The 12,336-nt window shown below is 64.6% G+C and carries 10 protein-coding genes; 7 read left to right on the forward strand and 3 right to left on the reverse strand.

The annotated features are described in order from the left end of the window. The first annotated feature begins 161 nt into the window (after positions 1-161). Entirely contained in the window at positions 162-1,646 is a 1,485-nt protein-coding gene (locus tag QM467_RS13625) for a helicase HerA domain-containing protein (protein WP_283366879.1), read from the forward strand. A gap of 32 nt (positions 1,647-1,678) precedes the next feature. On the opposite strand, the gene QM467_RS13630 is transcribed toward QM467_RS13625, so the two are convergent. Next, positions 1,679-2,863, reverse strand: a complete 1,185-nt coding sequence (locus QM467_RS13630; protein ID WP_446737778.1) for an alpha/beta hydrolase — start codon at positions 2,861-2,863, stop codon at positions 1,679-1,681. Positions 2,864-3,086: 223 nt separating this feature from the next. Between QM467_RS13630 and QM467_RS13635 the strand changes: the two genes are divergently transcribed. Together QM467_RS13635 and scpB are read left to right on the forward strand one after the other, a co-directional pair. Next, entirely contained in the window at positions 3,087-3,869 is a 783-nt protein-coding gene (locus QM467_RS13635; protein WP_283366881.1) for an LssY C-terminal domain-containing protein, read from the forward strand. A 25-nt stretch (positions 3,870-3,894) separates the two neighbouring features. Then, positions 3,895-4,725 (forward strand): methylmalonyl-CoA decarboxylase, encoded by an 831-nt coding sequence (gene scpB / locus QM467_RS13640; RefSeq protein ID WP_283366882.1) that lies wholly within the window; start codon positions 3,895-3,897, stop codon positions 4,723-4,725. A 151-nt stretch (positions 4,726-4,876) separates the two neighbouring features. Here the strand turns inward: scpB and QM467_RS13645 are convergent, their stop codons facing one another. Then, positions 4,877-5,437: a DUF1003 domain-containing protein gene (locus QM467_RS13645; protein WP_283366883.1), complete on the reverse strand. Its 561-nt coding sequence runs from the start codon at positions 5,435-5,437 to the stop codon at positions 4,877-4,879. A gap of 173 nt (positions 5,438-5,610) precedes the next feature. Between QM467_RS13645 and QM467_RS13650 the strand changes: the two genes are divergently transcribed. The 4 genes from QM467_RS13650 (at position 5,611) to QM467_RS13665 (ending at position 10,961) form a co-directional block, all read left to right on the forward strand. After that, positions 5,611-7,440: a methylmalonyl-CoA mutase subunit beta gene (locus QM467_RS13650; protein ID WP_283366884.1), complete on the forward strand. Its 1,830-nt coding sequence runs from the start codon at positions 5,611-5,613 to the stop codon at positions 7,438-7,440. A gap of 215 nt (positions 7,441-7,655) precedes the next feature. Then, entirely contained in the window at positions 7,656-8,027 is a 372-nt protein-coding gene (locus QM467_RS13655) for a hypothetical protein (protein WP_283366885.1), read from the forward strand. 37 nt (positions 8,028-8,064) lie between these two features. Beyond that, positions 8,065-9,024 carry an MBL fold metallo-hydrolase gene (locus QM467_RS13660; RefSeq protein ID WP_283366886.1) on the forward strand — a complete coding sequence of 320 codons (960 nt, stop codon included), beginning with the start codon at positions 8,065-8,067 and terminating at the stop codon, positions 9,022-9,024. Positions 9,025-9,410: 386 nt separating this feature from the next. Continuing rightward, positions 9,411-10,961, forward strand: a complete 1,551-nt coding sequence (locus tag QM467_RS13665; protein ID WP_283366887.1) for a hypothetical protein — start codon at positions 9,411-9,413, stop codon at positions 10,959-10,961. 524 nt (positions 10,962-11,485) lie between these two features. Here the strand turns inward: QM467_RS13665 and QM467_RS13670 are convergent. Then, positions 11,486-12,313: a DUF1499 domain-containing protein gene (locus tag QM467_RS13670; protein WP_283366888.1), complete on the reverse strand. Its 828-nt coding sequence runs from the start codon at positions 12,311-12,313 to the stop codon at positions 11,486-11,488. Positions 12,314-12,336: the final 23 nt, after the last annotated feature.

Genomic DNA, 12,336 nt, shown 5'->3' on the forward strand with positions numbered 1-12,336 from the left:
TCTGTGAAGAGCGGCGGCAAAGATCGATTGTTCGCCAGCGGGGTGCTACCTAGGCCGATGCGCTGGGCGGCTCGACCGCAAAGAATCGGCCGCAAGGAAATTGATTTGAACAATCGGTTTGAGCGCCGGGCGACGCTTTGGCGCGCGGCCATGGGACGCGGATGGGAACTGGCATCGACATTGGCTTGACAGGCGCGGGAGCCCCGGCTGTCATCGACCTTGAGGAATTGCTCGCCACGCGCCTGCTGGTTCAAGGCAATTCGGGGTCCGGAAAATCGCATCTGCTGCGCCGCCTGCTTGAACAGAGCGCGCGGCTCGTCCAGCAGATCGTGATCGACCCCGAGGGCGATTTCGTCTCGCTGGTCGAGCATTATGGCCATCTGACGCTCGACGCCGCCGAATGCGAGCGCGACCTGCCCGTAATCGCGGCGCGCGTCCGGCGCCACCGCGTCTCGGTCGTGCTCAATCTGGAAGGGCTGGAAGTCGACGGGCAATTGCGCTGCGCGGCGCAATTTCTCAACGCCCTGTTCGAAGCCGAGCGCGACATCTGGTATCCGGCGCTGGTGGTGGTGGACGAGGCCCAGCTGTTCGCCCCCGCCGCCGCGGCCGACGCCTCGGACGAAGCGCGGCGCATGAGCCTCGTCGCCATGACCAATCTGATGTGCCGGGGCCGCAAGCGCGGGCTTGCGGGCGTGATCGCCACGCAGCGGCTGGCGAAACTGGCCAAGAATGTCGCCGCCGAAGCCTCAAACTTCCTGATGGGACGCACTTTTCTTGACATCGACATGGCCCGCGCCGCCGATCTTCTCGGCATGGAGCGCCGGCAGGCCGAGGCCTTCCGCGACCTTGAGCGCGGCGCCTTTATCGGCCTTGGCCCCGCCATCGCGCGGCGGCCGGCGGCGATTCGCATCGGCCCGGTCGCAACGGCCGATCGCGGCGGAGCGCCTAAACTGCTGCCCTTGCCCAATGCGCATCACGGACAGGACTGGCAAAGCCTGATCTTCACGCCGGGCGACGGTGAGAAATCAGAAGCGCCGCCGTCGCGCCCGCGCGCACCGCGGCTTGAAATCGCCCAGAATATTTTTGCGCAGATCGAACAGGCCGCCTCGCCTCAATTCGTCGCCGCGCCGCCGCCAGACCTCACCGACGACGAACGCGAAGCGGAGATCGACGGCATCCTGCGCCAAATGCTGGCCGACAAGGACTTCGCCTTCCAGCTTCCCGCCGCGCTGCATCAGGATTTTCTCGTGCGCTGGCGCATTCGGCGCCTGGGCGCGGGCGCCCCGGATCTGGCGGTCTTCCGCCGCCGGGTGACGATCATGCGCGCGCGCTTGGCCTATCCCGGCGACGCCGACGAGGACGCCTGGGCGCGCGCCATCGAACTGGTCCAGCGGCTGCCCGATGATTTGCAGGTGGTGTTTCTGCTGCTGAGCCGCGCGGCGGCCACCGCCCGCGTCTGCCCGCCCGACGACGAGATCGCGCAATTCTTCGGCAGCCATTCGCCCGGCCGCGCCCGGCGCATGCTCGATCAGCTGGAGAAAACAGGGTCGATCGTCGCCCGCACCGATTTCCAGAAAAGGCGCATCATCGCCTTTCCTGAACTCGGAATCGAAACCGCCGCGCAATGTGACGCGGCGGTTTCCTAAAATCGAGCGACGCCCTCAGGGCAGGCGTAAGTTCATTCTTTCCCCGCCGCCGCCGGCGCGGGCGCGTCAGGCGGAGGCAGAGGCTCGGTGGTGACCTGACCTGGCGGCGGGCGCGGAGTCCGGTCGGCCCCGGCGTCGATCACCGCCTGATCGGCGGCGCGCGGCGCGGCGGCGCGAGCGCCGATCTGGCGCACCACCTGCGGCGAATTGGCGTAATTGTCGTGGCCGATCAGGTTGGAAGACAGGTTGGAAATGTCATAAACGCCAATTCCGAGCCCCTCGATGAGATCGCGGTCGCGATCGGAGGTCGGATCGAGCGCGCCGAGGCGCCGGTCGCCCTGGAGCCCGGCAGAAACCTGCAAGGCGCGGTCGTCCTTGGACACATAGACCGAGAAATGCGACGGATCGAGCCGCGCGATCTGCTGCTTGAACACCGAGAGGTCGATGTCCGGCGCCGCCAGCATGACATTGCCCAGCTTGCCATGCAGATCGGCCGAACCCGAGAGCGCGGCGCCACGAAGCGTCTCCATCGTCAGCCAGGTGCCCATGGAATGGGCGAGGATGTGGATGCGGCCGATCCCGGGGGTTTCCGCGAGATCGTTCAACAGGTTGAGATAGGCGTCGCGCGAGGCGGTGGCGCTTTCCTTGTCCGCGCCATAGGCGAGCAGCGCCGCCTTGGAAGGCCAGGTGAACAGAACCGGGACGCCGCCGAACTTGGTGTCCACGACGATCTGCGCGAGGCGGAAGCGGGCCTCATCCAGCGAGGTGTTGAAGCCGTGGACGTAGACCAGCACGTCGCGGTTGACGCCGACGCGGCCGGAGAGATGGGACGCGAGCTGCTCGGTGAATTCGTCCTCGTCGAGCTGGCTGCGCGACGCCACCGCGAAATGATGGTCGGGATTGGTCCCGCCGATGGCGGGCCGTTCGATCGCGCCGGGCTTGTGATCCGGCGGGACGGAAATGTAATCGAGCGAAAAGCGCGCCTTGGCGCCGGGCGTCAGCTCGGTGGAGTGGTTGCCGCCCTTGCGCGTCGAAACGGTGAAGATTTCAGCCGTATAGGCGGTCTGGTCGGATCCGCCGCCGAATACGCCGCCAAAATTGAAGCCGTCGCCGGCGCGCGCCGCGCCGCCGGGCGCCAGGATCAAGACCAGAGAGAGAAACAGGCCCGAGCCGGCGATGCGCGCCGGCCAATGGTTCAAGATTTTTCGCACTGTCATTTCCTCGTCGGGGGCCGCAGAGGGCTTCGCCGCGCCGCAACAAAACGCCCACGGGCTTAACCAAAGATGAATCGCCCGCGCCTTATCCACCGAGCAGATGCAACATAAAGGCGGCGACAATAGGACCCCGCGACGACGCGACGGCGAAGGCGCGCCCCTCGCCTAAGGCGGAAGAATCTGCACAATTGCGCGAATGCGGCCTTTTATCGAGGAATGGAGAAACATGCACGGGTGGCTGACGATCATCGGCGTCATCCTCGCGATCTGGCTCCTGCTGGCCTATCTGGCCCTGCCCGCGATCTGGCGGCGCGCCGAACGGCAATCCGTGCTCGCGGGCTATGAAATGGTGACGCGCACCAAACAAGGCATCGCGGGCGATCCGATCAATTTCGGCCTTGTAGGCGATGAGGCGGAGGTTGCCGCCGCCTTTCGCGCGGCGGGCTGGATCCTGGCCGATTCGGTGACCCTGCGCTCCAGCCTCAAGATCGCCGGCAGCGTCGCCTTCCACCGCCCCGATCCGTCGGCGCCGGTCAGTCCGCTGCTTTATGCCGGACGCATCGAGGACCTCGCCTTTCAATTGCCCGCGGGCGTTTCGGCGGCCCATCGCCACCACATCCGCCTTTGGCGCGTGGGCGACAAGCTGTTTCAGGATCGCCCGCTCTGGCTCGGCTCCGCCAGCTATGACAGGAGCGTGGGGCTGAGCCATTTCACCTTGCAGGTGACCCATCATATCGGCTCCGATCTCGACGCCGAGCGCGAATTCGTCGGCCAATCGCTCGGCAAGGCCGGCGCAATCCGCTCCTTTTTCCAGATTTCGGGCGTCGGCCCGACCTTGCGCGGCAAGAATGGCGGCGGCGACCGCTATTTCACCGATGGCGACGTTCTGATCGGCGTGCTGGCGCCTGAAGGCGAGCTGGCGCCCGGCGTCCCGGTCGAGCCGCCGAACAATCCGCCCCACATCGACATTCGTAGCGCGATCGTCCATGCGCTTGGGGAGCGGCAATAATCTACCGCCGACAGGAGACGCGGCCTTGACCCATGCGACCGACGATTCGAAGCCCGCGACGCCCAAAGCCGGCCCGGAGACGACGCCCCCGCTGATTCAGACCTCCTTTCAGGACCATGTCGGAATCATCGCTTTCGACCATTATTCGCGCCGCAATGCGCTCAGCCAGAGCCTGATCGCGGCGGTGCTGGCGGCCTTCGAGACCTTCAAGTCCCGGCAGGCGCGCGTCGTCATTCTGCGCGCGGCGCAGAATGAAAAGGTCTGGTCGGCCGGCCATTCGGTGGATGAATTGCCCAAGGCGGATATCGACCCCCTGCCCTATGACGACCCCCTGGAACAGCTTTTGCGCGCGGTGAAGCGCTTTCCGGCTCCGGTCGTCGCCATGGTCCACGGCTCGGTCTGGGGCGGTGCCTGCGACCTCGTGCTGGCCTGCGACCTCGTCGTCGCCGACGAAACCGCCACTTTCGCCATCACCCCGGCCAAGATCGGCGTGCCCTACAACATCGTCGGCATTCTCAATTTCATGAGCCAGTTACCCCTGTCCGTCGTGAAGGAAATGTTCTTCACCGCCGATCCGATCGACGCCAGGCGCGCGGAACGGATCGGCCTCGTCAACCGGCTCGCGCCTCCCGACGCGCTTGAGGCGGAAACCTTGGCTTTGGCGCGAAAGATCGCCAGCCGCTCTCCAGCGGCCATTTCCACCCTGAAAGAAGCCATGCGGGCGCTGAGCGCCGCGGCTCCGATCACTCCCGACACCTACGAATATTTGCAGGGCCTGCGCCGCAAGGTCTATTTCGGCCCCGATTACCGCGAGGGAATCGCCGCCTTTCTGGAAAAGCGCCCGGCGCGCTTTTGAGCCATCCGGCGTTGGCCACCGCCCGCGCCGTTTGACTCATGCCCATCCTCATAGGTGAAAACCTGTGAGGATGGGTCAGGAGCGAATGCGACGCCGAGCTTACGCGAGGGATTCCCTGATCGCGACGAGTCGCGATCAGGGAGAAATAGTATCAGCGCCCCGACGCCAATAACCGGTCTCGCAAGTCGACCGCGAGCGATTCGATACGCTCCGTCAACTCGCGCACCGTGCGCGTCAGGGCGATATTCTGCTCGATGAGCAAACCGACCTGCTCCGTCAATTGATTGTTCCTTCCGAGCATTTCCACCAGCAGCCCGGTCTGGCCGTGCATCTCCCCGAGGCGTTCGGCGCTCAGCTGGTAGAGTTCCTCGCGATGCAACGCGTCGGCCTCGCTATGCGCCTTGTCGCGGTCCGCCTGCCGGGTCTGCGCGAGCAGAATAAGCGGCGCGGCGTAGGCGGCCTGAAGCGAGAAGGCGAGATTGAGCAAGATGAAGGGATAAATGTCGAACTGGGTCCAGCCGGCGAGATTGATCCCGATCCAGGCCGCGACAATGAGCGTCTGCCCGATCAGAAAGGTGGGCGTGCCGAAAAAGCGCGCGAAGCCTTCGGCCTTCAGCGCAAACCAGTCGTCGCCGAAAACCGAGCTGAGATGCCGGTGGGGAATGTGAAACCGCCAGTGCCGCCCCATGGACGGATGTTGCGAATCGCTCACTTCGATCTCCTCTCGTGATTCGCGAGTGGGCCTGCCGTCAGGCGTCCGACACCCTATGATTTTTTCGGCGCGGAAACACGGGGGCGCCGCGTCCTCGCCTTCGACAAAGGACATCTGGCGCCGCAGCGCGCAAAGTGGCAAAAGGAACGCAAACAGTGCAGGAGAATTTTCGCATGGCAGCGTCCGAGCAAGCCGCGCCCTTCATCGACAGTTTCGCTCCCTCCACCGAGGAGCAATGGCGCAAGAAGGTTGAGGCCGCCCTGAAAGGCGCGCCCGCGCAGAAGCTGGTCACCAAGACCTATGACGGCTTCGACATCCAGCCGCTCTATGCCCGCGCCGCCAACAGGCCGCGCGCCTTCCGCGCCAGCGGCGACTGGGCCGTGACCGCCCGCGTCGATCATCCCGATGCCGCCGCCGCCAACGAGCTGGCCCTGACCGATCTCGAAAACGGCGCCACCGGCCTGCAGGTCGTCTTCGCGGGCGCGGTCGGCGCCTATGGCTTCGGCCTCAAGGACGCCGCCGCCCTTGCCCCGGCCCTGAAGGACATCCAGCTCGACGCCGGGCTGCGGATCGTGCTCGATCTGCCCGTCCACTCCGGCCTTCATGTCGCGGCTCTGCTCGATCTCGTCGCCGCGCGCGGCTATGATCCGAAAACGCTCGACATTTCCTTCGGCCTCGATCCGATCGGCGCCGCCGCCGCGACCGCCGCGCCGCTGAACTGGGCAGAAGAAGGCCCGAAACTGGCCGAATTGGCCAAGATTCTCATCGCCAAGGGCTTCGACAAGGGCCTGATCGCCGCCGACGGCCGCGTCGTCCACGCCGCGGGCGGCTCGCCTGCGCAGGAACTGGCCTTCGCGCTGGCCAGCGGCGTCGCCGCCCTGCGCACGCTGGAGGCCGCCGGGCTCAGCCTCGACGCCGCACGGAAACTGATCGATTTTCGCCTCGCCGCCGACGCCGACGAATTCATCACACTGGCCAAATTCCGCGCCCTGCGCCGCTTGTGGGCGAGCGTCGAGCGCGCCTGCGGCCTTGAGGCGAAGCCTGTTCGCGTCCATGGCGAAACCGCCTGGCGCATGATGACGCGGCGCGACCCCTGGGTGAACTTGCTGCGCGCCACCGTGGCGGTGTTCTCGGCTGGTCTCGGCGGCGCCGATTCGATCTCCGTGCTGCCCTTCACCCAGGCGCTCGGCCTGCCCGACGTCTTCGCCCGCCGCATCGCCCGCAACACCCAACTGGTTCTGCTGGAAGAATCCAGCCTCGGCAAGGTCGCCGATCCGGCTGCGGGCTCGGGCGGCGTCGAGGCGCTCACCGATTCCCTCGTCGAGCGCGGCTACGCCCTGTTCCAGGACATCGAAAAAGCCGGCGGCCTCGCCAAGGCGCTGGAAAGCGGCGCCTTCCAGTCCGAAGTGGCCAAGACCGCCGACGAGCGCGCGAAAAACGTCGCCCGCCGCAAGGAGCCGCTCACCGGCGCCAGCGAATTCCCGGACATTCACGAAAAGCCCGTGACCGTGCTGCTGCCCGCCCCGGCCGCGCCCGCCGTCAACGCAAAAGCCAACCCCAAAACCCTCTCGCCGCACCGGGTTGCGGAAGCCTTCGAAGCGCTGCGCGACCAGGCCGACGCCGCTTCCGCGCGCCCGAAGATTTTCCTGGCCAATCTCGGCCCGGTCGCCGCCTTCACCGCCCGCGCCACCTTCGCCAAGAATTTCTTCGAGGCGGGCGGCGTGGAAGCGCTCGGCAATGACGGCTTCGCCGACGCCGTCGCGCTCGTCGCAGGGTTCAAGGCCAGCGGCGCGAAGCTCGCCGTGCTGTGCTCCTCCGACGCGGTCTATGCCGAACAGGGAATCGAGGCCGCCAAGTCCCTCGCCGCCGCCGGCGCGCATCTCTTCGTCGCGGGACGTCCGGGCGAGCAGGAGGCGCAATGGCGCGACGCCGGGGCGCAAGATTTCGTCTTCGTTGGCAGCGACATCCTCGCGCAACTCCGCGACGCGCTCAAGGCGGCGTGACTTTTTTGCGGCGCCGCGAAATTTTCGCGGCGCCAGCGTGATTTGAAGCTTTGCAATCGACGCAAAGCATGCGAGCCAAACCCCGTTCCATTCACGCCCCGAAGCGCCCGCCCCCGCCGTTCAGCGGGTCGCGCTTCGGAAAAGCGGCGACTGCGAAAACCGAATCGCCGGTTAATCGCCCCGCCGCTCTGGCCGCCTGTTCCGGGAGATGACGCGTGCGCGCGAAAGTTCTTGTCGCCAGCCTTCTGCTTGCATCCGCGCTTGCCGCGCCTCTTGCCACCCCGGTCGCGGCCAAGCCTGTCCATGACGGCCAATGGCGGGTGGATATCCAGACGTCGGTCGGCAATTGCCCGCCCGGCGGCCAGGTCGTCGTGACGATCAAGGACGAGCGGGTCACCGCCATCGACGCCGGGGGCGTCGAGCCTTGGGGCTATATCGACGACACCAACACCTTTGTCGGCCATTTCAACATCGGCGAGAAGGTTGTGCGCGCCAATGGCGACGTGAAGGGCCAGACCGCCTCCGGCCCGTGGTCCTCCAATACGGATTATTGCGGCGGACGCTGGACCGCCCGCAAGATCGACTAGAACTTGCCGGCGCCGCGCAGGACGCTACGATGGCGCCATGAGCGGCACAGACCAGACCACTGAAAACGAGAGCGAAAAGCCCGACGCAGATGAGGCGCCGCGCTTCGATCTCGCCTTTGACGCCCCCGTGGGCCATTTGCTGCGCGTCTCGCCGCTGGTCCGACGCATCGTCGCGCCCAATCCCGGCCCCTTCACCTTCACCGGGACCTGCACTTACGTCATCGGCGAAGGCCAGGTCGCGGTGGTCGATCCCGGCCCCGACCTGCCCGCCCATGTCGAGGCGCTGCTCGACGCGCTGAAAGGCGAGACGGTCGCAGCGATTTTCGTCACCCATACCCATCGCGACCATTCGCCTGCCGCACGCCTTCTGCAACAGGCCACGGGAGCGGAAATCATCGGCTGCCCGCCGCATTTCCCGGCCCGCGAGATGGCGCTCGGTGAGATCAACAAGCTCGACGCCTCCAATGATCCCGACCATCGCCCGGACCGCGAACTCGGCGACGGCGAGGTTTTCGAGGGCTCCGGCTTCTCGATTCGCGCAGTCCATACGCCGGGCCACACCATGAATCATGTCTGTTTCGAGCTGGTCGAGGAAAAGGCGCTCTTCACCGGCGACCACATCATGGGCTGGTCAACGTCCATCGTCGCGCCGCCGGACGGCGCCATGCGGCTCTATCTCGATTCGCTGGAAAAGCTCCGCGCTCTCGATCACGCGGTCTATTGGCCCGGCCACGGCGGCCCGGTGTCACAGCCGCAGCGTTTCTTGCGGGCCCTTCTTCACCACCGCCGCGCGCGCGAAAAATCCATCCTTGCCGCGCTTGGCGCGGGGCCGCTCGCGCCGGCCGAGATCGTCGAAAAAGTCTATGAAAAGCTGGACGCGCGGCTGAAAGGCGCCGCCGCGCTCTCGACCTTCGCCCACCTGGAAGACCTTTACGAGCGAGGCCTCGTCGCGACAAATGGGACGCCGCAGCTGACAGGCAAATTTTCGCGGCTGTAGAAGATAGAAGACTTCGCGCCGCGACATACGGGTTGCCGGTTGGGCATCACGTCAGCTTTGGCGATGATGCAAGGAGCCCCGCCAAGGCAGCGACGGGAATGTCGACAAACGGCTCGAAGCGGTCCTACGAAATGATGGTCCTGCCGGCGACTATCGCACGCTCAGCGGACGTTGCGGTAGCAAATGAAGCAGCGCTCGAGACCCAAGGTAGAAATTCCCAATCGATAACTTAACCATCGGCTGACGACGGCAACGTTTCCGGGTTGAAAACTGTCGTTTTCGGTAGCAGTCTAGGATTGACTGAGTTCTCCGTGTAGAGAAATTCGGTCCAAAAGGGTTGATAAACATCCGCTTCTACCTGCCAGATATCAATCGAGGGGGGAGAAATGTCCAGATTTTTCAACCGCGCGTCCAACGACTGGAACAACAGCGTAAGTCCGAACTTCGCAGGCGACGTTTGGGGCGATCATGACGACATTTCGGGCGCCTCCTCGACAAACGGGGGCGTGGGTGTTCTTGCAGCCATTCAGTCCGGCGAGATCCCAGCCCCGCTCGTCGCCGCTCTTTCGAGCCGGACGGCCCAAAGCACGACGTCCTTGCCCTATTCAACCTTTAAGGCGACATCGGGAACGACGACCACCAGCAGCGGCGCGAAATGGGGCGGCATCTCCTTTTCGTCGACCGAGGGTTATTATTATCCGCCAGACAATGCCTTAGGCGTCAATAACGCTGCTTCCGGCTCCCAGACTGTTGTGACGGCGGAAAACAACGCGGTTCGCATCGACAAATTCAGCGGTGGCGCGATTTCCTCCTCGACCATGTCGGGGGAAAACAGTTTGTTTGGCTCCCCCGCCTCGGGTTTTTTCTACACTGACCCGCGCGTGATTTTCGATGCGCAGGCTGGAAAATTCATCATTACCGCGGACGAGGTGAACCCGAACACCGGCAAGAGCTATTTCGTCTATGCCGTCTCATCGACCGCGGCGCCGACCTCCTTCACTTCGGGATGGACGGTGCATTCCATCAGCACCACCTTTAACGGCGCGTTGTGGACCGACCAGCCGCTCGTGAGCCTGAACAATGGCTCGCTTTACGTGACCACCAACATGTACGACACGGCCGGCAATTATCAAGGCGACAACCTGACGGTCATTTCCAATTATGCTACCACGCCCTCCGCCATAACTGTTTCGTCGCTCAGCGGACCCTCTTACCAGCCCGCGACGATCGAGGACGGGTCAAGTGCGATCCAATATTTCGTGTCGCACAACGGCGCCAATCTGGACATCATCGATTCCTCTGGAGCGGTCGTGGCGACGATCGGCGGCATGCCCGCCGAGTCGCAATTCGCCGCGACACAGAAAGGCTCGACCTACATGCTGGATGCGGGAGACGGGCGGGTCACCAGCGCCGTCTATGACGCTAGCCACAATCTGCTCTATGCCGTGTTCGAGGCGGCGGGTTCTTCGAGTTCGCCGACAGACAAGCTTGTCCAGTACAATCTCTCCACCGGCGCCGTCGACACCGTCAATCTGAACGATCTCCTGCCTTCGTCCGGTTCGACGAGCGGCGCCGGCACGTTCAATGCCTCGCTGGCCGTCGACGCTCAGGGAGACCTGTTGGTGAACTTCAACGCCAGCGGGCCCAACATGTATGCTGCGGATTATTATGCCGTCTGGAAAGCGTCCAGCGGCGTCGCACCGACGCCGACGGCGAACAATTATTCGAGCCTTTACGACTATCAAAATAGCGTCGCGGCATATGTCGATCCCCGAAAGGATCTTATCGGCCGCTGGGGCGATTATTCGTCCGCGATTGCCAACCCGAGCGTCCAGAACGGATTTTACATTTCGAACGAATATGACAATGGCAGCACCAGAGTGCTGTTCGCCAACTACAATAGCTGGGGAACGGTCATAGCCAGCGTCAATGTGTGAGAGGAATCGGATCTTTTAGGTGCCGCTGGCGTCGCCAGAAAAGGGCTGGCAGCTTAGCATGGGACGCGCCAGACCGGCTGCTCGAAGGGGAAAATATGGCCTAAGATGTCGTCAGCGATCCAGGGGGCGCTAATTCAACGGCGATTTCATGAAGGTCGGCAAAGAGACGATGCAGGCAAATTTTCACCGCGTCCGTCAGTGACGGGAATCGGCGCATCCTTTCCATGTGCGACAGACTGGTCAGCATCCGATACCAGTCCTTCGCACGTGGACAGGTTCCCGCCGACTCCGGTCGGACAGCGTCGTCCGCCCTCTGCTCGAAGCCGACCTTCCTGATTGTGTCGACTTCTGTCTCTTCACGGCGCATTCTCTCCGTTGCGCCTTCGACCTCAATGCCGCTTAAACCGGCCCTTCTGCCTACAGCGGGTTTCCGCCGAGAACGGTCGACTATACGGTTGCCACCGGCTTATCTCTCTTCTTGCTTGCCCTCCGGCTGATGATCGTCGAAGGCGGACGCGCGCGCGCTAATTCGCTTCGTCCTTTTCTTCGAGCGAATCGCTCAGCTTGCCGATGAGCTTGGCGCCCGCTCCGAGATCGTTGCGCAGGTAGCGCGTCACCGCGCGCATATCGACCCGGGTTTCGTCCTCGCCGGGGCGGATGCGGATGGCAATCGCCACGGGCAAGTTCAGGGCGGGCGAATGGGCGAGCGCCTCGATGTGTCCCTCCGGCCGCTTGGGGCCGCCGGGCCGCACCTCTTCGAGGATCTTCCAGCGCAATTGCAGCACGGCCTCGCGCGTCGCCTTGAAGGCCTCGTCCATTTCCATGTCGAGCGCGATCGTCTTGACGTCGGGATAGGCGGCGAGCTGCTCTTCCCCGCGCGCGGCATCGAGCGGACCCGGCGTCCAGCCGCCGCGCCCCGCGACCGCGTCGGGCGAGGTCAGGAAGGCCGGCGGATCCTCGACATCGGTGGAAATATCGGCGAGCCAGGGCGGGCTGCCGGCGGTGTAAATCAGAAAGGCCGGGTAAGGCGCGAGCAAAGCGAGCAGCAGAAACGTGGCGATGATCTTCCCGACGCCGCGCCGGCCCTTGATCCAGATTGACGCCAGAGCCCCAAGCGCGAGGCCGACCGCCACGAGGGCAACCGAGAGCGCGGTGACGAAAATGAACAGCCCGACGCCCGGATCTGGCGTGGCGCTGGGCTGCAAGGTCAGGATGGCGAAAAACCGCGCCAGCGCCCCGCGCGAATGGGCGGCGACAAGGGCGAGCGCGGCGAGCAGCAGGGCGAGCTTGGCGAATTTGGTCGAGAGGATCGCCAGGCGCGAGACCGGCTCTTCCACGTTTACGCGCCGCAAGGCGCTGTCCATTCCCCCCATAT

Origin of the sequence: Rhodoblastus sp. 17X3 (assembly GCF_030056575.1) — a bacterium.
In the GTDB taxonomy this organism is placed as follows: Bacteria; Pseudomonadota; Alphaproteobacteria; order Rhizobiales; family Beijerinckiaceae; genus Rhodoblastus.

What these genes read in the sequence shown, in the direction of transcription:
- QM467_RS13630 (WP_446737778.1), bottom strand. Translation starts at nt 2,863, where the DNA reads ATGACAGTGCGAAAAATCTTGAACCATTGGCCGGCGCGCATCGCCGGC.
- QM467_RS13665 (WP_283366887.1), top strand. Translation starts at nt 9,411, where the DNA reads ATGTCCAGATTTTTCAACCGCGCGTCCAACGACTGGAACAACAGCGTA.
- QM467_RS13660 (WP_283366886.1), top strand. Translation starts at nt 8,065, where the DNA reads ATGAGCGGCACAGACCAGACCACTGAAAACGAGAGCGAAAAGCCCGAC.
- QM467_RS13625 (WP_283366879.1), top strand. Translation starts at nt 162, where the DNA reads ATGGGAACTGGCATCGACATTGGCTTGACAGGCGCGGGAGCCCCGGCT.
- QM467_RS13650 (WP_283366884.1), top strand. Translation starts at nt 5,611, where the DNA reads ATGGCAGCGTCCGAGCAAGCCGCGCCCTTCATCGACAGTTTCGCTCCC.
- QM467_RS13635 (WP_283366881.1), top strand. Translation starts at nt 3,087, where the DNA reads ATGCACGGGTGGCTGACGATCATCGGCGTCATCCTCGCGATCTGGCTC.